General features: G+C 40.9%; 16 protein-coding genes and 1 riboswitch. Of the genes, 10 read left to right on the top strand and 6 right to left on the bottom strand.

Features of this window, described 5'->3' with window-relative positions; genetic code table 11:
• Positions 1-62: 62 nt before the first annotated feature.
• Entirely contained in the window at positions 63-1526 is a 1464-nt protein-coding gene (gene mgtE / locus AAC147_RS06100; protein WP_047679551.1) for a magnesium transporter, read from the top strand.
• A gap of 73 nt (positions 1527-1599) precedes the next feature.
• Here the strand turns inward: mgtE and AAC147_RS06105 are convergent, their stop codons facing one another.
• The gene (locus AAC147_RS06105) at positions 1600-2079 is read right to left on the bottom strand and encodes an Hcp family type VI secretion system effector (RefSeq protein ID WP_047679552.1); all 480 of its coding nucleotides are present in this window, start codon (positions 2077-2079) and stop codon (positions 1600-1602) included.
• Between the two features lie 739 nt (positions 2080-2818).
• Between AAC147_RS06105 and AAC147_RS06110 the strand changes: the two genes are divergently transcribed.
• The 8 genes from AAC147_RS06110 to fbaB all read left to right on the top strand — a co-directional run bounded on the left by AAC147_RS06110 (position 2819) and on the right by fbaB (position 16122).
• Positions 2819-4048 (top strand): MdtA/MuxA family multidrug efflux RND transporter periplasmic adaptor subunit, encoded by a 1230-nt coding sequence (locus tag AAC147_RS06110; protein ID WP_047679554.1) that lies wholly within the window; start codon positions 2819-2821, stop codon positions 4046-4048.
• A complete protein-coding gene (locus tag AAC147_RS06115) occupies positions 4048-7230 on the top strand; it encodes an MdtB/MuxB family multidrug efflux RND transporter permease subunit (protein WP_047679556.1) in 3183 nt (1060 codons plus the stop codon). The genes AAC147_RS06110 and AAC147_RS06115 overlap by 1 nt, the downstream gene beginning before the upstream one ends.
• Positions 7227-10322, top strand: coding sequence for a multidrug efflux RND transporter permease subunit MdtC (mdtC, locus tag AAC147_RS06120; RefSeq protein WP_047679558.1), 3096 nt, complete (start codon positions 7227-7229; stop codon positions 10320-10322). The genes AAC147_RS06115 and mdtC overlap by 4 nt, the downstream gene beginning before the upstream one ends.
• Positions 10323-10330: 8 nt before the next feature.
• Positions 10331-11737 carry a two-component system sensor histidine kinase BaeS gene (baeS, locus tag AAC147_RS06125; RefSeq protein WP_047679560.1) on the top strand — a complete coding sequence of 469 codons (1407 nt, stop codon included), beginning with the start codon at positions 10331-10333 and terminating at the stop codon, positions 11735-11737.
• An 11-nt stretch (positions 11738-11748) separates the two neighbouring features.
• On the top strand, positions 11749-12447 hold the full coding sequence (gene baeR / locus AAC147_RS06130; protein WP_047679562.1) for a two-component system response regulator BaeR: 699 nt from the start codon (positions 11749-11751) through the stop codon (positions 12445-12447).
• Positions 12448-12529: 82 nt separating this feature from the next.
• Positions 12530-12874 (top strand): YegP family protein, encoded by a 345-nt coding sequence (locus AAC147_RS06135; protein ID WP_047679564.1) that lies wholly within the window; start codon positions 12530-12532, stop codon positions 12872-12874.
• Between the two features lie 187 nt (positions 12875-13061).
• Positions 13062-14453 (top strand): prephenate-dependent tRNA uridine(34) hydroxylase TrhP, encoded by a 1392-nt coding sequence (gene trhP / locus AAC147_RS06140; RefSeq protein ID WP_047679566.1) that lies wholly within the window; start codon positions 13062-13064, stop codon positions 14451-14453.
• Positions 14454-15072: 619 nt separating this feature from the next.
• Positions 15073-16122: a class I fructose-bisphosphate aldolase gene (fbaB, locus tag AAC147_RS06145; RefSeq protein ID WP_047679570.1), complete on the top strand. Its 1050-nt coding sequence runs from the start codon at positions 15073-15075 to the stop codon at positions 16120-16122.
• A 132-nt stretch (positions 16123-16254) separates the two neighbouring features.
• Here fbaB and thiD read toward each other — a convergent pair whose 3' ends face one another.
• The 3 genes from thiD to AAC147_RS06160 all read right to left on the bottom strand — a co-directional run bounded on the left by thiD (position 16255) and on the right by AAC147_RS06160 (position 19674).
• Complete coding sequence (thiD, locus tag AAC147_RS06150; RefSeq protein ID WP_197056357.1) at positions 16255-17055, bottom strand: bifunctional hydroxymethylpyrimidine kinase/phosphomethylpyrimidine kinase; 801 nt, start codon at positions 17053-17055, stop codon at positions 16255-16257.
• A gap of 40 nt (positions 17056-17095) precedes the next feature.
• A riboswitch (TPP riboswitch) is annotated at positions 17096-17188 on the bottom strand.
• Positions 17189-17322: 134 nt separating this feature from the next.
• Positions 17323-17532, bottom strand: a complete 210-nt coding sequence (cspE, locus tag AAC147_RS06155) for a transcription antiterminator/RNA stability regulator CspE (RefSeq protein WP_038269841.1) — start codon at positions 17530-17532, stop codon at positions 17323-17325.
• Between the two features lie 780 nt (positions 17533-18312).
• Complete coding sequence (locus AAC147_RS06160) at positions 18313-19674, bottom strand: amino acid permease (protein WP_047679575.1); 1362 nt, start codon at positions 19672-19674, stop codon at positions 18313-18315.
• 475 nt (positions 19675-20149) lie between these two features.
• Here AAC147_RS06160 and AAC147_RS06165 point away from each other — a divergent pair, with 475 nt between their 5' ends.
• Positions 20150-20536 carry a helix-turn-helix domain-containing protein gene (locus AAC147_RS06165; protein WP_047679734.1) on the top strand — a complete coding sequence of 129 codons (387 nt, stop codon included), beginning with the start codon at positions 20150-20152 and terminating at the stop codon, positions 20534-20536.
• A gap of 107 nt (positions 20537-20643) precedes the next feature.
• Here the strand turns inward: AAC147_RS06165 and AAC147_RS06170 are convergent, their stop codons facing one another.
• Both AAC147_RS06170 and AAC147_RS06175 read right to left on the bottom strand, forming a co-directional pair.
• On the bottom strand, positions 20644-21474 hold the full coding sequence (locus tag AAC147_RS06170) for an N-acetylmuramoyl-L-alanine amidase (RefSeq protein WP_197056358.1): 831 nt from the start codon (positions 21472-21474) through the stop codon (positions 20644-20646).
• A gap of 187 nt (positions 21475-21661) precedes the next feature.
• Positions 21662-23134 (bottom strand): alanine/glycine:cation symporter family protein, encoded by a 1473-nt coding sequence (locus tag AAC147_RS06175; protein WP_047679579.1) that lies wholly within the window; start codon positions 23132-23134, stop codon positions 21662-21664.
• Between the last annotated feature and the right edge of the window lie 397 nt (positions 23135-23531).

The following is a 23531-nucleotide window of genomic DNA, read 5'->3' on the forward strand; positions in this document are numbered from 1 at the left end:
CCTAAACTGGGTAGCTTTGTTCAAATTTGTGCAAAACTATTTGCACAAATTAAAGGTAGACTATGTTACAACCAACCTTTAAACCTGATAATAGGAATGTCACCAGTCAACATTCCCAAAAGCTGGCTCTCATTCGCCAGAACCTGTTTTCGCTGCTCATTGACGATAAACTATTCGTTGATTCGTTATTGGGGCAAGCTGATGCACACGCAAAAATCAGCGATGACCAATTATTAGAGAAGATTGAAGAAGTCAAATCCCTTCTGACCAATCTGCATGCAGCAGATATTGCCGATATTCTGGAAGCATTACCTTATGATGAACGCCTTGCTTTATGGCGGCTCATTGATAATAACCAGCGTGGTGAGGTATTGGTGGAAGCCTCTATCCCAGTCTGGGATAACCTAATCAAAGACATGTCTGATCTGGAACTGCTCAGAGCAATTGGCACACTGCACGTAGATGAACAGGCTTATATTGCTGAACACCTTCCCAGGGATACAACACGCCGTTTACTGACCTATCTGGAACCTAGCCAACGTAACCGTATCCGGGAAGTATTGCAGTACCATAAGGACAGTATCGGCCAGATGATGGATTTTGAATTTGTGACAGTACGAGGTAATGTCACACTCGGTACTGTTCAGCGTTTCCTGCGTTCCCGCGGCTCTATTCCGGAAACAACGGATAAAATCTTTGTCATTGATCGTAAAAATCGCCTTCAGGGAGAACTTCTGCTTACGACTTTGCTAATCAATGCACCGGATAAACTTGTAGCTGAGGTGATGAATATAGATACCGTCACTTTTCTGCCTGAACAAAAAGGCGAAGATGCTGCCAGTGCGTTCGAACGTTATGACCTGATTTCTGCTGCGGTAGTGGACAGTAACGGGCGTTTGATGGGTCGTCTGACTGTCGAAGATATTGTTGATACTTTAAGCGAAGAAACGGATACCAATATCCGACGTATGGGTGGTTTGAGCCGCGAAGAAGATGTCTTCGCACCGGTTGGGCAGGCAGTAAAAACCCGCTGGACTTGGCTTGCTATTAATTTGTGCACAGCGTTTGTCGCTTCACGTGTTATCGGCCTGTTTGAACATACTATTTCCCAACTCGTGGCTCTTGCCACTTTAATGCCTATTGTAGCAGGCATCGGGGGCAATACCGGTAATCAGACTATCACCATGATCGTACGGGCATTGGCTCTCCACCAAATCCAAACAGGGAGTTTCCCTTATCTTTTATTGAGGGAACTTGGTGTTGCTCTGATAAACGGTGTTATTTGGGGAGGCATTATGGGTATTGTCACTTATGTGCTCTATGATGACCTTGCAATGGGTGGCGTAATGACAATGGCAATGATACTAAACTTGCTGATGGCTGCCTTGATGGGGGTCTTGATACCTTTTATTATGATGAAGTTAGGCAGAGATCCTGCGATTGGTTCCAGTGTTATGATTACTGCAATTACTGATACCGGCGGTTTCTTTATTTTTTTGGGATTGGCAACGCTATTTTTGGTTTAATGAGTTCACCGACATTTAAGAAACTCTGTATTCAGGAAAACGCCGATTAAATAATCGGCGTTTTTGCAAATTATCAATACACTCTTTCGTCCCAGACACTATATCCAGATGTTCCTGCCATATGATGACGACAGATAATATCTTTATATTTAATAGAGACAATTTCTTCCGGTTGTGATTCCGCATGGTTAATACTATGCGGATAGTTTGGTGACAATTCAATGATTGTCGCATCACGACATTCAATTGAATAATAGAGCTCCTGAGATCCTAATTGTGAAGTGCGATAAAAATCAAATTTCAGATTCAAATTTTCATTATTTGAAATTGCCATCATTAATAACGGTGATGATTTATCTTGTGGCTTTACAAACACAATTGGACTATGGTTAACATTTTGTTCTCTATGAATAGAATGATGCAGATTCAATACAAAGATTTCATCTTCATGACCAGTCTGATATTTATTTCCGATGGACTCAACCGAAGAACAACCTTGTGAAATCAACCCTTGTTTGTCTCCTTGCAAGGTTAAATAGATCATATTAGCCATAATAACTTCCTGTTTTGATTAAGTTTGAAAGTACTATTAATCGCGTCTAGCCTGTTTTGAAAAGCTATTGTTTTCCAAGAAAAAATGTGATTAAAGTCACTAAACAATAACGTTTACAGACAAACCATATTTATTGCTGTTAACTTTAACCATTCATTTTACCAGCGATTATGGAATATTATATCAACGAAAAACAAGACAAGATACGCACTTTACTCAATAATTGACTAAGGATTTCTTTAACATCCATAATTTATAGTACTATTTCATTGAACAATATTTTAAATACATTTGGTTCAGTTTTTATTTTCATTATCCCCCTTTATCACCTCTGATAATATATCGTATTTATTGATTATTTTCTGCATGCCACATTTGTATTTATCTTTTAGTTTTTTCTGTGACATTTTTGCTTTTATACAATATTTTTCAATGCCATCCTCTATTTCCTTTTTTAGGTCGTCGGGTTAATCCCTGTCCCATTCACCAGCTAAATGCTAACAAGTCTCCCTTATGAAAGCAGGTTACGTTAGACCCTTTAGCACTTCTCACGGAAACTTAAAAATTCAGCTTTTACGCTCAGCTAACAATAGTATTTATTTCATTGACATAATTTCCACATTTTCTCCATGATTGGCTATTTCTCTCCAAGTACACTAATTAAATATATATTTACACTGATTTAGCATAAGATGCGTGTGACTGATTATCGGCACAATATGAAGAGAATATCGAATATATGAGCAATAAATGTCGTACCTACTTTTTTGGGTTTGCTGTGTTAGCCGTTATTGCCGCGGCTGCTTTTTTTACATGGAACTATTTTAAAAAATCAGCCACATCGGGAGAAAAATCAGCACAAGTGTCAGCATTGCAGAAAAATTCGCACCTTATTCCTCCTCAACCCGTTCAAGTGGCTACTGTTAAAATAGAGTCTGTCCCCCATTATCTGGGAGGGTTAGGAACAGTTCAGGCTGCTGATACCGTAAATGTTACCAGCCTTGTGAATGGGCAATTAATTGCTCTGCATTTTAATGAAGGCCAACTTGTCAAAAAAGGCGATTTACTGGCGGAAATTGATCCCCGTCCTTTTCAGGTCAGGCTAGCAAAAGCACAAGGGCAATATGTCAAAGATCAAGCGATACTGGCTGATGCTAAACAGAATTTAGCTCGTTATCAGCAATTGGCAAAAAACAAATTAATTACTCAACAAGATTTGGATAAGCAGTTTTCCTTAGTACGCCAGTATCAGGCCGCCCTAAAAACTGATCAGGCAGATATTGATGAACAGAAACTGCAATTAACCTATAGCCGCATTATTGCCCCTATTTCAGGTCGTGTCGGTCTGAAACGGATAGATGTTGGTAATTATGTCTCTTCCGGAGGAGAAAATCCGATTGTGGTCATCACACGTATCAACCCTATCGATGTGGTGTTTTCCCTGCCTGAAAATGATCTCAGCACTATACTGAAGGCACAAAAGAGCAATAAAGAACTCGCTGTTATCGCCTGGGATCGCAATAACCAGTTACAACTGGCACAAGGCAAATTACTCAGTATTGACAACCAAATTGATGTTGCTACCGGCACCATCAAAATGAAAGCACAATTCAATAATCAGGATAATGCGTTGTTTCCAAATCAGTTTGTCAATATTCAGATCAAAGTGAATACACTCAACAATGCCATTGTGATCCCAAGTGCTGCATTACAGATGAGTAGTGAAGGTTATTTTGTCTGGATGGTGGATAAAGATAATAAAGTCAGTAAACATAAGGTGACTATCGGATTGCAAAACACCGAATTAGTTGTTATTAACAACAGTTTGTCCGTCGGTGACCGGGTTGTTACAGATGGTACTGATCAGTTGACAGAAGGTGCTATTATCGAGATTGTTAAGCCCCTAAAACCAGAGTCAGATAACAGCAATAACTCTGATCAGTCAAACAGTAAAGTGGAGAATACTTAATGCTTTCTGGTTCTCCAATAGCAGGGGGCGGCCCGTCCCGCTTGTTTATCTTGCGTCCGGTAGCAACCACACTGTTTATGATTGCAATATTGCTTTCTGGTATTATCGGCTACCGGATGCTACCAGTTTCTGCATTGCCACAAGTAGATTATCCTACTATTCAGGTTATTACGCTCTATCCCGGTGCTAACCCTGACGTAATGACTTCTGCTATAACAGCACCATTAGAACGCAGATTCGGGCAAATATCCGGTTTGAAGCAGATGGCATCGCAAAGTTCCGGGGGCGCTTCTGTTATTACACTGGTATTCCAGCTCTCCTTGCCATTGGATGTAGCGGAGCAGGATGTACAGGCCGCCATTAATTCAACCATTAATTTATTACCCGATGACCTGCCCTATCCGCCAATTTACAGTAAGGTCAATCCGGCTGATCCGCCTATCTTAACACTGGCCGTAACGTCTGATTCCCTGCCGATGACAGAGGTTCAGGATATGGTGGAAACTCGCGTTGCTCAACGCATTTCTCAAATCGGTGGTGTAGGTTTAGTCACTCTGGCTGGAGGACAGCGCCCTGCTGTGCGTGTGAAGTTAAATGCACAGGCTATCGCTGCACAAGGGTTAGATAGTCGTACCATCAGCAATGCAATTGTAAGTGCGAATGTAAATTCACCAAAAGGCAGTTTTGATGGCCCGACCCGTTCGATCACTTTGTCTGCCAATGATCAAATGAAGTCCATTGACGAATACCGCAATTTAATTGTGGCCTATAAAAATGGGGCTCCGATCCGCCTGCGGGATGTTGCAACCATTGAACAAGGTGCAGAGAATACCAAACTGGGCGCTTGGGCAAATGAAAAACCCGCTATTGTTATTAATGTCCAACGTCAGCCGGGTGCTAATGTCATTGAAACGACTGATAATATTCGTTCCATGCTGCCAGAGTTGATCAGCAACCTGCCTAAGTCAGTGAATGTAGATGTTCTGACTGACCGAACTGTCACAATCCGCTCTTCAGTTAAGGATGTGCAATTTGAGTTGTTGCTGGCAATTGCATTGGTTGTGATGGTGATTTACCTGTTTTTACGCAATACAATTGCCACCCTGATCCCAAGCATTTCAGTGCCACTTTCCCTGATCGGCACATTTGCGGTGATGTACTTTTGTGGTTTTTCCGTCAATAACCTCACCTTGATGGCATTAACCATCGCAACAGGTTTTGTCGTTGATGATGCCATTGTGGTTATCGAAAATATTTCCCGCCATATTGAGCGGGGAGAAAAGCCGCTGGCTGCCGCATTGAAGGGAGCCGGTGAAATCGGTTTTACCATTATTTCACTGACTTTTTCTTTGATTGCCGTTCTGATCCCTCTGCTATTTATGGGAGATATTGTCGGTCGTTTATTCCGGGAGTTTGCAATTACACTAGCGGTGGCGATTTTAATTTCAGCCGTAGTTTCACTGACACTGACACCAATGATGTGCGCAAAAATGCTGAAAGCAGAAACGGATGTTAAACATAATCGCTTTGAGCAAGCCTGTGAACGTTTCTTTGAGTGGATAATTGCGATATATGGCACATGGCTAAAACGTGTCCTGAACCATCCTTGGATAACACTCGGTGTTACACTCAGTACTCTGGCTTTAACTGCTCTGCTCTATATCGTGATCCCAAAAGGATTTTTCCCATTGCAGGATAATGGATTAATTCAGGGAACACTGGAAGCACCACAATCCATCTCTTTCAGCGCCATGGCAGACAAACAGCGTCAGGTAACTTCATTGTTACTAAAGGATCCGGCTGTGAAGAATGTAACTACGTTTATTGGTGTTGATGGTAGTAACTCAACATTGAATAATGGTCGTTTGCAAATCACGCTTAAATCTTTCGATCAGCGTGACGATAGAATTGAAGAAATTATTCCCCGCCTGCAAGCTCAAGTGGCCAAAGTCCCCGATGTAACCTTGTATCTACAACCGACTCAAGATCTGACAATTGATACTCAGGTTTCCCGTACCCAATATCAATTTACTTTACAGGCTACTTCTCTTGATGAACTCAGTGTCTGGGTTCCAAAATTACAGGAAGCACTAAAAAAGCGTCCTGAATTGGTTGATATCAGTAATGATTGGCAAAACAGGGGGTTAGTCGCTTATATTGATGTGAATCGCGATATGGCCAGTCGGCTAGGTATTTCTATGGCTGATATTGATAACACACTGTATAGCGCTTTTGGCCAAAGGTTAATTTCGACCATTTACACACAGGCGAATCAATACCGCGTCGTGCTGGAGCAGGATACAACGCATTCACCCGGTCTTGATGCACTCAATGATGTCCGTCTTATTAGCGCTGATGGCAAGATAGTACCCCTAACCGCTATCGCTACAGTGAAACAACAATTAGGTTATTTATCCATCAATCATCTGCAACAATTTCCTGCTACCACTTTTTCATTCAATGTTGCACCAAATACTTCTCTGGAAGCAGCAGTTAATGCAGTAAAGGAAACAGAACGCGCAATTAATATACCAAACGATATCAACACACAGTTTCAGGGAGCAACATTGGCATTCCAGAATGCACTGAGTAGTACCTTATTGCTGATATTGGCTGCTGTCGTTGCGATGTACATTGTGCTTGGCATACTGTATGAAAGCTTTATTCATCCGGTAACTATCCTGTCAACACTCCCCACTGCTGGCGTCGGAGCATTATTGGCTTTAATACTAGGTGGCTATGAACTGGATGTTATTGCCATCATTGGGATTATTTTGCTGATTGGTATTGTGAAGAAGAACGCCATCATGATGATTGATTTTGCCTTAGTAGCAGAACGGGAAAACGGAATGTCACCCTATGATGCCATTTTTCAAGCCTGCCTCTTCCGTTTCAGGCCAATATTAATGACAACGATGGCTGCACTATTGGGGGCATTACCATTAATGCTCAGCAACGGAATTGGAGCTGAACTGCGCCGTCCTTTGGGGGTTAGTATGGTAGGCGGATTGATTATGAGCCAGATCCTGACCTTGTTTACAACACCTGTTATTTATCTGCTATTTGATCGGCTAGGGCACTATTACAAGAATAAATACAAGTATAAGAGTAATCCTAAGCAACAGAATGATGATCAAACAAAATTAGCGCATTCTTCTACTGACCATCAGGAGCCGCTGTGAAATTTTTCGCCTTATTTATCCAGCGGCCTGTCGCAACCACACTATTAAGCGTAGCCATTACGCTATTTGGTGCTGTTAGCTTCACCCTGTTGCCAGTATCACCATTACCGCAAGTTGATTTTCCAGTGATTACAGTTTCTGCTTCAATGCCCGGAGCATCACCGGAAACGATGGCTTCTTCCGTCACCACCCCATTAGAACGTTCACTCGGCAGAATTGCGGGTATTAAAGAGATGAATTCCAGCAGTTCATTAGGTTCCAGTGATATTTCTCTGGAATTTGAACTGAGCCGGGATATTAATGGGGCAGCACGGGATGTACAGGCAGCTATCAATGCAGCGGAAAGCCTGTTACCTTCGGGGATGCCAAGCCGCCCAACCTACCATAAGGCAAATCTTGCTTCTGCCCCAATCATGATTCTGACTTTGACATCAGATAGTTATGGTGAAGGGCAATTGTATGATATCGCCTCAACACATCTTGCCCAAAAGATTTCACAAATAGAAGGTGTCAGCCAAGTTAGAGTTGCAGGTAGTTCACTACCCGCAATACGGGTCGAACTGAATCCCAATGCCTTATTTAATCAGGGTGTGTCTCTTGATAATATTCGCGAAACTATCAACAAGGCGAATGTCAGACGCCCAACAGGGCACGTTGATACAGATAAACAAAGCTGGCAAATACAAACCAACGATGAAATCAAGCAAGCGGACAATTATGCTTCCATTATTGTGCACTACCGTAATGGCTCACCCGTTCGTTTAAAAGATGTCGCAACGGTCAAAGATTCAGTCGAAGATACCCGTGCAGCGGGAATGTCCGGCAATGGCCCCGCTATTGCGCTGATTATCCGGCGGGAATCAAGTGCAAATATCATTGAAACCATCAAGAAAATTCGTGCTGAACTCCCGGCCCTGCGAGCATCAATACCCGCTAATATTCAGCTAAATGTTGTACAGGATCGCTCTCCCCCTATTCGGGCATCCCTGCATGAAGTGGAACGGGCACTTGCCGTTGCCGTCGCTCTGGTGATCCTGGTTGTTTTTCTATTCCTACGTTCAGGACGTGCCACTCTTATCCCGGCAATTGCAGTTCCGGTATCATTGATTGGTACGTTTACGGCTATGTACTTATGTGGTTTCAGCCTGAATAACCTCTCATTGATGGCACTGACCATTGCTACGGGTTTCGTCGTCGATGATGCCATTGTGGTACTGGAAAATATTTCCCGTCATCTGGAAGCCGGGTTGAAACCAGCACAAGCCGCTCTTAAGGGAGTAAGAGAAGTCGGTTTTACTGTTCTTGCTATGAGCCTTTCACTCGTTGCTGTCTTTATACCCCTTATACTGATAGATGAGTTACTTGGCAGACTATTCCTTGATTTTGCTGTTACGCTCGCAACCGCGATAGGTATTTCACTGCTGGTTTCCCTGACTTTAACGCCGATGATGTGCGCTCATTTATTGAAATCTTCACCGGAAAAATCACTAAAAAAAACCCGCGGTTTCGGCAAAGTTTTACTGAGACTTCAGCAATACTATGGACGCTCATTAAAATGGATACTTAACCATACTCGTTGGGTTTTATTAACACTGGTTGGGATTATTGCGTTGAATGTCTGGCTTTATATCAGTATTCCAAAAACCTTTTTCCCCAGACAAGATACAGGCCAATTAATAGGCTTTGTTGTTGCTGATCAAAGCATTTCATTTCAGGCCATGCGTAAAAAAATGGAATATTTCATAGGGGTTATCAATGCAGACCCAACTGTTGAAAATATTACAGGATTTACAGGTGGAAGCAGCATCAATGTTGGTTTTATATTTATGGGCTTAAAACCATTGAGTGAACGAACAGAGAATATCGAACAAGTCATAACCCGTTTAAGGAAAAAATTATCCCGCGAGCCGGGTGCAGAACTTTATTTGATACCTATTCAGGATCTCAGCTCTGGCGGAGGCGGAGGTAACGCCAGATCTATTTATCAATTTACTTTGCTGTCAGATGATTTTTCTGAACTTCGCAAATGGACACCTATTATCCAAAAGGCCCTGAAGAAAGTACCGCAATTGACAGGAATAAATTCGGACGATGACAGTAAAGGTTCCGAACTCACCATCACCTATGATCGTGATCTGATGGCTCGCCTCGGCATTAGTGTCGCTCAAGCTAATAGTTTGCTCGGCAACGCTTTTGGACAACAACCGATTTCAACCATTTATCAACCAATGAACCAATACAAAGTAGTGATGGAAGTCGCACCTGAATATAATCAGGATGCCAGCTCTTTAGAGAAAATTTTTGTTATCAATAAAGAAGGAAAACGTATCCCACTCTCTTATTTTGCAAGCTGGCGACCAACCAATGCCCCATTAGATGTTTATCACCAAGGGCTTTCAGCCGCTTCTATGATCTCCTTCGACATCGCGGAAGGTTATACGATGTCTGATGCAACCAGAGTAATAGAACGCACAATGACAGAACTCGGTGTTCCATCGACAGTACGTCTTTCTTTTACTGGTACAGTGCAAAAATTTGAAGAAAGTCAGCGTTCTCAGTTATTGGTGATCCTTGCGGCGATTATTACTGTTTATCTGGTGCTAGGCGTACTTTATGAAAGCTATATTCATCCTCTGACCATTCTTTCCACGCTGCCTTCTGCGGGAGTCGGAGCCTTGCTGGCATTGGTGCTCTTCAATACTCCTTTTAGTCTGATCGCCATGATTGGGATTATGCTGCTGATTGGCATTGTGAAGAAAAATGCCATTATTATGGTGGATTTTGCTCTTGAAGCTCAGCGAAATGGTCGGTTAAGTGCCCAAGAAGCAATATTTCAGGCCAGTTTGTTAAGGTTCCGGCCGATCATGATGACTACACTTTCAGCCTTATTCGGGGCTCTGCCTTTGGTACTGAGTAACGGTGATGGTGCTGAATTACGCCATCCTCTGGGAATTACCATTGTTGGTGGTCTGGTAATGAGCCAGCTTCTTACGTTATATACCACACCTGTGGTCTATCTGTTTTTTGACCAACTACGTGAAAAATGGCGCCAACACAGAGCAGCAAAATTTCAGAGAATAAAGCCATCGTGAAATTCAGGATGAAAACAGGGATAGGGATCAGCGGAAAATTATTTCTGGCAATTTTTGCTACCTGTATGCTGGTACTAGTAACAATGCACTGGGGGATTCGCCTCAGTTTCCAACATGGATTCATTGGTTATATCAAACAAAATAGCCAAATGCGGGCCAACATGCTGGCAGAAGCATTGACAGAACAGTACCAGCAATACGGTAATTGGGATTTCCTGACCAAAAATGATCGCGTTATTTTTCAGATTATCCGTGATATTGAACAGAGCAGTAACAACCACCAGAAGTTATCCCCCCACAATTGGCGTACTCAGTTCTGGGTTGTTGATCGCCATATGAATCGTTTAGTGGGCCATGCGGATAATATGTCTGAAGAAACCTATCGCAAGCCTGTGATTTATCAAAATGACGTTGTTGGTTGGGTAATTGTCAGTGCTTCTGACAAAATTACCCGTCAAGCTGATATCAGTTTCGCCAGCCAACAACAAGTGACCAGTTGGATTATCGCCGGCTTTTCCACTCTGTTGGCCTTGATAGCAACTTTTTTCTTATCCCGTGGATTTCTGAAACCGGTTAAACGACTGGTAGAAGGAACACATAAACTGGCTTCCGGTGATTTTAGTATCCGTGTAGCAGTATCCAGCAAAGATGAGATTGGTCAACTGGCATCAGATTTTAATCTTCTGGCTTGTACATTAGAAAAAAATGAACAGATGCGTCAGGATCACATGGCAGATATCTCCCACGAATTACGTACTCCACTCTCTATTTTGCGCGGTGAGCTGGAAGCTTTGCAAGATGGTGTTCGACAACCGACACAAGCAACTATCCATTCTTTACTGACCGAAGTTACTATCCTGACAAAACTAGTGGATGATTTGCATTTGTTATCCCTATCAGATCGGGGCTCTCTGGCTTACCGGAAAGAACTAATAAATGTCGATGAACTACTGAAAATAGCTGTGGCTGCTTATCAGGGGCGTTTTGCTGATAAACAGATTACTCTGGAACTACATTTACCAGAAGACACCCTATTATTTGCCGATCCCAAGCGATTAACACAGTTATTTCAGAATTTACTGGAAAATAGCTTACGTTATACCGCTGATTACGGAAAAGTCGTTATTTGCGGATATATAGATCAGCAAAAATGGGGGCTGAACTGGCAGGATAGCGCTCCCGGCTTGACTGCTGAGCAATGCCAACGTATTTTTGAACGCTTCTATCGCTGCGAATCTTCCCGCAACCGTGCCAGCGGTGGTTCGGGTTTAGGTCTGGCGATCTGTTATAATATCATTGAAGCACACAATGGTCTTATCCAGGCAGAAATATCACCTTTAGGTGGTCTTAGAATTCACGTAGAATTACCTCTGGCCAAATTTTCTGAACATAAGACGCTGAATATAAGACACTGAATATAAGAATAATGAGTCCACAATATACCGTTCTGATCGTGGAAGATGAACCCAAACTGGGACAATTACTTGTCGATTATCTACAAACTGCAAATTATCAAACACAATGGTTGGTACGTGGTGATGAAGTGATTGCTCATGTCCAGCAACACCAACCCGATATTATCCTGCTCGATCTTATGCTGCCTGGGCTTGATGGTTTGTCAATCTGTAGGGAAATCCGCAAATTTTCTGATATTCCCATTATTATGATGACAGCCAAAACAGAGGAGATTGACCGCTTGTTAGGGCTGGAAATCGGTGCGGATGATTATGTTTGTAAGCCTTATAGCCCACGAGAAATAGTTGCCAGAGTGAAAACGATTTTACGTCGCTGTTATCGCCCACAAGATATCATTAGCGAACAAGGGGCTCTGACAATTGATGAAAATCATTTTCAAGCTCGCTATCTTGAACGGGTTCTGGATCTGACACCAGTTGAATTCCGGTTACTTAAGATAATATCCAGCCAGCCTGGGCGGGTCTTTTCCCGTGATCAACTACTGAATAATCTCTATAACGATCATCGTATCGTTAATGATCGCACTATCGATAGCCATATCAAAAACTTACGTAGAAAATTAGAACAATTAGATGAAGATAAATCTTTTATTCGCTCGATTTATGGCTTGGGATACCGATGGGAAGCCGAAATTTGCCGTCTGATGTGACCCTAATTTTTGTTAAAAAATTCACCTGAATAAATTTCAAGCTAAACTTAAGCTGATAATTACCCAATCAGGAGAATTTCTTATGGCTACCGGGCATTATGATCTTAAGAAAGCAAAGAACGGGCAATTTTATTTCAATCTGGTAGCAGCAAACGGTGACATTATTCTCAGCAGTGAAATGTACACCACCAAAGCGGCTGCTAATAAAGGAATCTACTCGGTACAGGTCAACTCTCCGGACAAAACTCGTCATGAAGTAAGAAAGAATAAGTCTGGCAAAAGCTATTTTGTCTTAAAGGCAAGAAATCACCAGGTTATTGGTATCAGTGAATATTATGGGAATGAAACCGCGATGAAGAAAGGTATACAGTCTGTCATGAAGATCGGAACAACAGATAAAGTACGGGATTTGACTAAACGTAATTAATTAACTGTGCCGTATTAACGGCGCGTTTATGACTCTTTTCCCATTTCTATTTCCCCCTATTTTCCACAATAAATTTGTGTCATCAGCGGAATAAGCGCTAAAATCCTTCTCCTTTAACCTTACCCTTAGTAATGATAAACAGATAGGGTAAGGTCTGATTTGAACTCAGACTGAGAACGTTAATAATATGTTTATTCCAGAACTACTTTCTCCCGCCGGCTCCTTGAAAAACATGCGCTATGCCTTTGCCTATGGCGCGGACGCCATTTATGCCGGCCAGCCCCGGTACAGCCTTCGTGTTCGTAACAACGAATTTAATCATGAAACACTGGCTCAAGGAATTAAAGAAGCGCATGCATTGGGCAAGCGTTTTTATGTCGTAGTGAATATCGCACCGCATAATGCAAAACTAAAAACCTTTATTCACGACTTAAAACCTGTGATTGAGATGGGGCCTGATGCATTGATTATGTCCGATCCGGGCTTAATTATGATGGTACGTGAAGCCTTTCCTGAGATGGATATTCACCTTTCTGTACAAGCGAATACCGTTAACTGGGCGACAGTTAAGTTCTGGAAACAAATGGGATTAACACGAGTCATTCTCTCCCGTGAGCTTTCACTGGAAGAAATTGCCGAAGTCCGTCAGCAGGTCCCTGAAATGGAGCTTGAAGTTTTTGTTCATGGCGCACTCTGTATGGCCTATTCTGGACGCTGCCTGTTATCAGGCTATATCAACAAACGTGACCCCAATCAAGGCACCTGCACCAACGCCTGCCGCTGGGAATATAATGTGCAGGAAGGAAAAGAAGATGAAGTCGGAAATATCGTCCATATTCACGATCCCATCCCAGTCAAAAATATTGCGGTTAAAAATGTGGAGCCAACTCTGGGAGAAGGTGCCCCGACAGACAAAGTATTTATGATCGAAGAAGCCAAGCGTCCCGGTGAGTATATGAGTGCATTTGAAGATGAACATGGCACCTATATTATGAACTCTAAGGATTTACGCGCAATTGAGCATGTAGAACGACTGACCAAAATGGGCGTTCATTCATTGAAAATAGAAGGCCGCACAAAATCTTTCTACTATTGTGCCCGTACTGCTCAGGTATATCGCCGTGCCATTGATGATGCAGTGGCTAACAAACCTTTCGATCCTACATTAATGAGTACATTGGAAGGTTTGGCGCATCGAGGTTATACAGAAGGCTTTCTGCGCCGTCATACTCACGATGCTTACCAGACTTATGAATATGGTTATTCAGTATCGGACACACAGCAATTTGTCGGAGAATTTACCGGCAACCGGGTCAATGGCCTGGCAGAGGTGGCAGTAAAAAACAAATTCCTCGTTGGTGACAGCCTTGAAGTTATGACCCCTGCGGGCAATATCAACTTTATATTGACATCAATGACAAATAAAAAAGGCCAGTCCATCGAAGTCGCGCCGGGAGATGGTCACATCGTTTATCTGTCTGTTCCGGTAGAAATTGAACTGAATTTTGCTCTGTTGATCCGCAATCTCAAAGGAAGTAATACCAGAGCACCGCATATTAAAATGGATCCTTTAAAATAATCTGGCATGGATTTTAAAGAAATAGTTCCATTTTTTTAGAAACAGATCACATCAATACTATTTTATTTCTCGTATTATCAGTTCTGAAAAATGAAGAACTAAAAAAGTTTCACTGTAAGACTAGGAACCACCTCCTTGGCTAGCTCAATCTCCCTTGGGCTAGCCTTTTTCTTTTATAGGAAATGAGTTAAATTCAAACAATTAACCATAATATCAAACTTCAGGTAATCATTGATTAAATTAATAATTATTAGATTTCTTTTGCCAAAAATTGACGTACATTTAATAACAAAATTAATTGTAAATAAAAAAACCATCTCAGATAAATATTATTCATATTTATTCAAATTTCTGAAGAAAATTTTAGAGAAATATATTTTCGATTAGCCGATCAAAAAACGCTTTGAAATACTTATTCATTACAGATTGCGCCAACATTATTTCATTGCACACATCTGCATAACGGGTATGGAATAGTGAAATTTTAATAAACATAGCATTAACTATAAAAAATAGCTTCGACTGAAGCGATCCACTACCGTTTCCCTCTCTGCTTATCTTGTACTCAGTACAAATATAAACAACAATCAGTAGCGCCTTTTGCAAACTGGAGTTAAACATGACTGATATAGTGAAGTTGTTAGGAAAAGACGCAGAAAGTTTATTGCAACATCAATGCAATACCATTTCACGTGAAAATCTTTACCTCCCAGGCACAGATTTTGTCGATCGTGTAATGATTGAAAATAATCGGCCAAACTCTGTATTGCGTTCAATGCAAACTTTGTTTAATCACGGGCGTCTGGCTGGAACTGGCTATCTTTCAATTTTACCGGTTGATCAAGGTGTTGAACACTCGGCAAGTGCTTCTTTTGCAACCAACCCACTCTATTTTGATCCTAAAAATATTGTTGAATTAGCAATCGAAGCAGGATGTAACTGCGTTGCCTCAACTTATGGTGTTCTGGCATCCGTCTCTCGCCGCTATGCCCATAAGATCCCGTTTCTAGTGAAACTGAATCACAACGAAACGTTGAGCTATCCAGCTCAATATGACCAAACCTTGTATGCCAGCGTTGAGCAAGCCTTTAATATAGGGGCAGTTGCAGTTGGTGCTACGATTTATTACGGCTCTCCCGAATCACGCCGCCAGATAGAGGAAATTTCTGCCGCTTTCGAACGAGCGCATGAATTAGGTATGGTAACTGTGTTGTGGGCCTATTTACGCAATTCAGCTTTCAAAAAAGATGGCGTTGATTACCATACAAGTGCCGACTTAACTGGTCAGGCAAACCACCTGGCAGCAACTATCGGCGCAGATATCGTTAAGCAAAAAATGGCAGAAACCAATGGCGGATATACCGCAATCAGTTTCGGGCACACAGATAAACGTGTCTACACTGATCTAACAACAGATCACCCTATCGACTTAGTTCGCTATCAACTCGCCAACTGCTATATGGGACGTGCAGGTCTGATCAATTCTGGCGGAGCTTCCGGGGTGAATGATCTAAGTGATTCTGTCCGTACCGCAGTCATCAACAAACGTGCCGGAGGTATGGGACTGATCCTGGGACGCAAAGCATTTAAGAAATCAATGAAAGAAGGCGTTTCACTGATCCATTCTGTTCAGGATGTGTATCTCGACAAGAGCGTCACCATCGCCTGATAGAATTTGTTTAATTTACTGTATTGATTAAAAATGGGGATATGAAATCCCCATTTTTAATCACAATACCACGATATTGTTGTGATAATTCCTACTACTGTTTATTACCACTACTATTTATTACCACATTTCCTACCACCATTGATGAAAATGATGTACAGGCCCTATTCCTTTCCCGACATCTAGCGTATCAGCCTGCATTAAAGCATTCTGCAAATAGGCCTTTGCCACGGGTATTGTACTCTGCCAATCGGCATAACGTGGCCGCAGCGCTGTAAGAGCAGCCGACAACGTACAACCCGTTCCATGTGTATGGCGTGTATTCACTCTGGGAGCCGTAAAACGCCACTCTCCTTCAGACGTAAACAGCCAATCCGGGCTTTCTCTATTGTCCAAATGCCCTCCTTTCAATAAAACAGCCTGGCATCCCATCGACAACAATTCGCGCCCTTGGTGCAACATTTCATCTTCTGTTTCAGCAAGAGAGCATTTCAACAACGTTGCGGCTTCGGGCAAATTTGGTGTAATCAAAGAGACAATGGGCAATAATAATTCCGTCATAGCTTTTACCGCTTCCTGCGATAATAAAGGATCACCGCTTTTAGCCAGCATAACGGTATCTAACACGATATAAGGAACCGGATAACGGTGGAAAGCTTCTGAAACAACATGAACATTGGCAGAATTAGACAACATACCGATCTTAACACTATCTATTCTGACATCTGAAAGTACAGATTCAAGTTGGGCAGAAATAAAGCCAGATTCAATATCATAAACTGTCTGCACTCCTGTTGTATTTTGCGCAACGAGAGCTGTTATTACAGTTGTTCCATATACGCCAAGTGCAGAAAATGTTTTTAGATCAGCTTGAATGCCGGCACCACCGCTAGGATCAGTTCCTGCAATGGTTAACGAATTAATTCTCATGATGGTAGTTCCTACTACCAGCCCAAGAAAAACGGGTATCAAACCAGAGATACCAAGACTTCCCTACGCTGGCATTATCCAGATCAGGTAATACGGGTACTTCTCAGTTCATTTAAGAACGCCCCGAGCCAAAATAAAAATCACTCTATTAGTATCCCAATAGAGTGATATTTGCAATATGTTATCGTTAATTAATGGAAAAGATTAACGATAGATATATTCAGCCAGCCACCAGCATACCAACTAAAATAAATTTTTTACTACTTCTTACTATAAAGTCGTGACATTTGCAGCGGCTGGGCCTTTAGGACCATCCTGAATTTCAAACTCAACTTGTTGGCCTTCGGACAATGTTTTAAATCCATCTTTCATAATTGCAGAAAAATGTACAAATACATCTTTGCTGCCATCAGCTGGAGTAATAAAACCAAAACCTTTAGACTCGTTGAACCACTTCACAGTACCAGTGATTTTTGCCATTTCAAAAATTTCCTTTGAATCACTTTATTCGCCGATTGGCATAAAAAGAAACAAACCAGTATTCGTTGCTGCTATTCATTAACAGAAACAGTACTTCGTTTACCCAGATGTTTTATCACATACTCTTTATATAATCGCAAGCCATTTTTTTCAGGTGCACGAGCTAACGCACATATTTTAAATTCTTAATATCTATTCTGGTTTAATATTGTTCGGAAGCATTTATATTACATAACCATATGAATTAACAGAAAAATAAAACATTAACTTGATGAAATCATTTTTACTTATTTAATATATAATTCTGTTTTCTACACCTATTAAGAGGTACTCTAGTGAGTTATAACTTTCAAAATAAATTGAAGAAGCAATAAAACGATAGCTAATTTTATGTTAATGTTTGAAAGTAAAATATGATTACTCCAAATTCGGCTAGTTTACGTTTTGTTTAGCCTTTATTAAATATTGTTCAATTAAAATACTCATACTGTAACTTTTAAACTCCTGCTATTCTCGCAACTTGTCAGATGATTACATAATGTTTATAACACCGGAGTGATTGGACTTTAAATAAAAAATTGTTCATATATCAACCTACAGTAAATATCATTATAAGATAACATTCATTTTATATGCAATTTTTCAGGGAGGTTTTTTAACCAATTTTCTTTTGCTGAAATAACACTTTACCATAACGCTCTAATAAAATTAGTTTCATTATAAAATTCAGCCGGGCATTATACCCGGCTGGAAAAGTGTTCGTATTTTCAGCAAGACAATTTATGTCTTAACCTTATTTGATTTGGAAGATAAATAACCTACCCATAATATTCCAATCCAAAACGGCATCAGAATAACTGATATACGTATATCAGGCATCATCAGAATAATAACAAGAATAAAAGCCAAGAAAATCAAACAGAGAAAATTACCAAACGGATACCAAAATGCCTGGAATTTTGTCTTAACACCTTCTGCATTTTTTGCAGCGCGAAATTTCAAGTGTGATATACAGATCATAATCCAGTTAATCACCAGCGTTGTAACTACCAATGCCATCAAAAGCTCAAATGCTTTACCAGGCATAATATAATTAATCAATACGCCTATTGATGTAGCCAACGCCGATAATCCAATTGACAAAACGGGAACACTACGTTTGTTCACTTTCGTCAAAATACTCGGTGCATTACCTTGTTTCGCCAGGCCATATAACATTCGGCTATTACAATAAACACCACTGTTATAAACAGACAACGCCGCAGTCAATACAACAATATTCAGGACATTTGCGACCCAAAAACTATTCAGGTTATGGAAAATCAAAACAAATGGACTGCCTCCCTCCACAACATCCTTCCACGGATAGAGAGAAAGTAAAATAAACAACGAACCGATATAAAACAGCAAAATACGATAAACAACCTGATTGGTTGCCTTTGGTATATTAACTTCGGGGTTTTCAGCCTCCGCGGCAGTGACCCCGACAGTTTCCAAGCCACCAAATGAAAACATGATAACAGCCATTGCCATAATCAGGCCGACAACGCCATTAGGCATAAAACCGCCCTGCTGCCATAAGTTAGTTACACTGGCCTGTGGCCCTCCCGTGCCAGAAATGAGCAGATAAGAACCAAAAAGGATCATTCCGATGATAGCTGCAACTTTGATAATAGAGAACCAAAACTCAGCTTCCCCATATAACCTGACATTAATCAAGTTTACAGCATTAATCAGCACAAAGAATATCGCAGCAGAAATCCATGTTGGAGTTTCAGGCCACCAATATTGGATATACATACCAACAGCGGTGAGTTCCGCCATCCCGACAAGTATAAACATTGCCCAGTAATTCCAACCGGATAGAAACCCCGCAAAATTACCCCAATATTTATATGCAAAGTGGCTAAACGAACCCGCGACTGGCTCTTCAACAACCATTTCACCCAATTGACGCATTATCAAAAATGCAATAAACCCACTAATGGCATACCCAAGAAGAACCGAAGGCCCGGCCATTTTTATCGTTTGAGCAATGCCCAAAAATAACCCTGTTCCTACTGAGCCACCGAGAGCAATAAGCTGGATATGCCTGTTCTTTAAACCACGCTTAAGCGTAGATTGTTCTATTTGTCCTGTCATCTAGTCCTCTTTATGATGCTTGGAACTGGTTTAAACTATTTTATTTGTCGTTGTGGACCTGAACAGGCCGAAGAAATCTTATATTTCCTCTATCATTGTGTATTCTGTGTGTGATCTGTCGTAGTCAAACTACCCTGGTGTGGTTGCTACCAAGACAGATTCTGATTTTAATCCAATACTTAGTTTACTAATTCAAATCAAGTGAATATTAAAGCATCATTCACGAAGAATGAATACCGAAAATGAATGTTAACATACATACTTGCAAGAGAATTATTGGGATGTATATCAAAAAAACAAATATTGGATAATAGTGCAGCTTCCCAATTCAAATCTTCAATCACAGTGCTTGTAATACATATCCAGATCCAATAAGCATAAAATTAGGCGTACTATTATCTATTAAGCATAAAACTAAAATCTTGAAAAAAAGTTGTGTATACTTCCTCTCACCTTTAACCAATTTATAATTGTAATGCCACAGGATAATCACTTAGCACTTGTATGTGCACTAAGTAAATGGATAGAAAATCACCTTGGGCGAGTCATCCATCTTGAAGAACTTGCCGCTTACTCTGGCTATTCACTTTGGCACATGCAGAAAATATTCAAGGAAGTTACCGGGATCTCACTTGGTAAATATATACGCCAACGTCGATTAGCGGGTGCTGTGCACCTTCTGAAGAACAGCGCCCTACCCATTTTTGATATCGCCCTGGATTTTGGCTTCGGCTCTCAATCTCACTTTACTTATATGTTCCGTAAAGAATATGGCATTACACCTTACGACTTTCGTCAAAGTACCGATATAGAACTCGAAGTTAAACTTCCTCTGCATCTGACTTACAATTGCCAATCATGAAACACGCTATTTTGCGGCCAGATATTGATATCAGGCCGCAATCTCACCAACCCTAATCTCTCTCAATCATAAGACAGCATGATACAGCTACTACATTCATGATCATTTTATTTGTACTTTTCGACTAATGCCAAAGCTATCGCTTCAGTTTCTGCATCGGGATTACCCTGAATATCTGACGGACGAAAATGCATCTGAAACACCTGAATTATCTTCCGAGTATCTTCATCCAGAAAACCTGTCTGGGGAATGGAATAGCCGTAAGCAGATAAGGCTTTTTGTATTCCAATAACAGGAACCAAAGTATCTGGCAATCTGCTGGCTAAGTATCTATTTACTGTAGCAAGATCAGGCCAAGCACCAATGCCTTGCTCATAGAGCTCCCGCCACGGAAAAACAGGACCTGGATCTTCTTTCCGAAGTGGTGCGATATCAGAATGGCCAACCACATTCACTGCCTCGATTTTATGTCTGCGAATGATATCTTTTGCCAATCTAATCAAGGCATCAATTTGTGATGAGTGATATATGCACCACTCTTTTTTTAAAAAATGTTGCTTAAAACCACAATTGACAATTTCTATGCCAATAGAATAACTGTTTAAATTCTTATACCCTCTCCACTCACTTCTACCTGCATGCCAGGCTTTTTCTTTCTCAGAGGATAATTGAAAGATAATCGGCTCATTATTCTTATAATTAGGCTGAGATGGGATCAGATATTGAACACCGACATTACCATTCGTCAAAACTTGTAGAGAGTTCCGATCATTCAGTGCCGTATAGTGCAACACAAGAAATTTGACCGATTCAAGGTCCTGCCTGGTCGAATATGAATAAGAATGGTCAATAAGATAATTGTTTCTTTCTTCTAATGGAATTTGATGACCGCAACCAATCAATAGTGTAAGGAATACACCTATTAAAATTTCTCTCATCATATTAAAACAATAATAACCGAAAAAATTGAATGATGTGCTACATAGCGTAGATGAAATTACAATAAAAACAAAAGCCGGATATCAATTGAATACAGAATATCCGGCTAATACATTTATTTTCTTAGTTTTATAAATTACTGCTTCTAACGATATCCACTATCTTCGTTATTGTAAACGACACTGATTAATGAATATCTGCCTTAACCTCAACTCGCTTCTGGTTATTCTGAACTGAGTTGTTATCCCAGATACCTTCTTCAACTTGCTTTTGAATTTCTGGATACATATTGATATCGAAGGTTGGCAACCGACCTGCTCTCCTTTGCTGGTTATAATCCTTCGCCAATTTCATCGCAACGCCTGATAACAAAAGAATAGCAACCAAGTTCACAATAGCCATACAAGCCATGGATATATTCGCCATATTCCAGACTAATGGCACATCTGCCATTGTACCAAACATCACCATACCTAACGCAGCCAGACGTAAAATGAACAGACCTGCGGTGTGGTTACGCTCCAGGAATATCATGTTACTTTCAGCATAAGCGTAGTTAGCAATAATTGATGTAAAGGCAAAAAAGAAAATAGCAATGGCAACGAAAGTTGTTCCCCAATGCCCAACTGCAGATGATAGTGCGCGTTGAGTCAATTCAATCCCACTAATAGCCGTGACATTTTCATTAAGGATACCTGAAGAAAGGATAATGATTGCTGTAGCACTACAGATGGCGATCGTATCCATAAATACCCCCAACATCTGCACATATCCCTGAGAAGCAGGATGTGGAGGATATGGAGACGCAGAAGCCGCTGCATTTGGTGCAGAACCCATTCCCGCTTCATTCGAGAACAATCCCCTTTGAACCCCTTGCAGCATAGCTTGGGAAACACCATATCCCAACGTTCCTGCTACCGCTTCCTGAAGACCAAAGGCACTCTTAATAATTAATGCAAATACATCAGGAATACGTTCAATATTGTGACCAACAACCCAAAATGCCAATATTAAATAAGCCCCCGCCATAAATGGCACAACGAATTCAGCAACTCGTGCAATTGAACGCAATCCGCCGAAAATAATCATGCCACTAATGATGACTAATACAATACCGACATACAAGGGTTTAATATCGAAGGCAAAGGAAGCTGCTTCCGCAATTGAATTTGCCTGAACGGCATTGAATACAAGACCAAACGCGATAATAAGGAAAACAGAAAACAATATTCCCATCCATCGCTGCTTCAACCCTTTCTCCATATAATAGGCCGGGCCACCACGATAATTTCCTTGATCGTCTTTCGTCTTGTACAACTGGGCAAGCGTGCTTTCCACAAAAGAAGTTGCCATACCAATAAATGCAACAACCCACATCCAAAAAATAGCCCCCGGACCACCAGCAGTTATTGCAATTGCAACCCCTGCAAGATTACCTGTTCCTACACGTGCCGCAAGGCTGGTACATAAAGCCTGAAAAGATGAGATACCTGAACTATCTGATTTATTACTATGTTTCAGAACTGAAAACATGTGACCAAAATGACGAAGCTGTATGAAGCCAGAGCGTAGTGTGAAGTAAAGGCCAACCCCCAAAAGCAAGTATATTAATACGTAGTCCCAAAGAATGCTGTTAATGCTGTTAATCAGATCCATCAAGATATTTTCCCCTTAGTAGTTAGCAAACATTAGCTGACCATAAATGTAGTATCCATAGAGAATTTATTGTGCTTAATATTCTTTATAATTAACAAGTAACACAATTCTGTGCATGAAACACAGAGATACTAGCCAGTAAAACGGAAAGAATGTAACACAATATCTATTTCAATGGGTAACTTTTAATGAATTTTTTACATTTACTTTAGCATTTATGAATATTTACATTAAGTTACATGAGTTCCCGCAGCCCAATTTTAAGCCCCTTAAGCACAATTTCCAATTGATAAACTACCCATTTCGGTACTCTCAAAGATGTTTAATGTGCATATATTAATCAACAATTTGTATACACAATCACAACAAGCAACAAACAAAAGAACAAAAGAACAAAATT

The sequence above is a fragment of the Xenorhabdus sp. NBAII XenSa04 genome, from assembly GCF_963866145.1.
Lineage (GTDB): Bacteria > Pseudomonadota > Gammaproteobacteria > Enterobacterales > Enterobacteriaceae > Xenorhabdus > Xenorhabdus indica.

Excerpts from the sequence above, each read along its gene's own strand:
- AAC147_RS06165 (WP_047679734.1), top strand. The coding sequence starts at position 20,150 with ATGCCACAGGATAATCACTTAGCACTTGTATGTGCACTAAGTAAATGG.
- AAC147_RS06115 (WP_047679556.1), top strand. The coding sequence starts at position 4,048 with ATGCTTTCTGGTTCTCCAATAGCAGGGGGCGGCCCGTCCCGCTTGTTT.
- baeS (WP_047679560.1), top strand. The coding sequence starts at position 10,331 with ATGAAAACAGGGATAGGGATCAGCGGAAAATTATTTCTGGCAATTTTT.
- AAC147_RS06160 (WP_047679575.1), bottom strand. The coding sequence starts at position 19,674 with ATGACAGGACAAATAGAACAATCTACGCTTAAGCGTGGTTTAAAGAAC.
- AAC147_RS06135 (WP_047679564.1), top strand. The coding sequence starts at position 12,530 with ATGGCTACCGGGCATTATGATCTTAAGAAAGCAAAGAACGGGCAATTT.
- mgtE (WP_047679551.1), top strand. The coding sequence starts at position 63 with ATGTTACAACCAACCTTTAAACCTGATAATAGGAATGTCACCAGTCAA.
- AAC147_RS06110 (WP_047679554.1), top strand. The coding sequence starts at position 2,819 with ATGAGCAATAAATGTCGTACCTACTTTTTTGGGTTTGCTGTGTTAGCC.
- AAC147_RS06105 (WP_047679552.1), bottom strand. The coding sequence starts at position 2,079 with ATGGCTAATATGATCTATTTAACCTTGCAAGGAGACAAACAAGGGTTG.
- AAC147_RS06170 (WP_197056358.1), bottom strand. The coding sequence starts at position 21,474 with ATGAGAGAAATTTTAATAGGTGTATTCCTTACACTATTGATTGGTTGC.
- fbaB (WP_047679570.1), top strand. The coding sequence starts at position 15,073 with ATGACTGATATAGTGAAGTTGTTAGGAAAAGACGCAGAAAGTTTATTG.
- trhP (WP_047679566.1), top strand. The coding sequence starts at position 13,062 with ATGTTTATTCCAGAACTACTTTCTCCCGCCGGCTCCTTGAAAAACATG.
- cspE (WP_038269841.1), bottom strand. The coding sequence starts at position 17,532 with ATGGCAAAAATCACTGGTACTGTGAAGTGGTTCAACGAGTCTAAAGGT.
- baeR (WP_047679562.1), top strand. The coding sequence starts at position 11,749 with ATGAGTCCACAATATACCGTTCTGATCGTGGAAGATGAACCCAAACTG.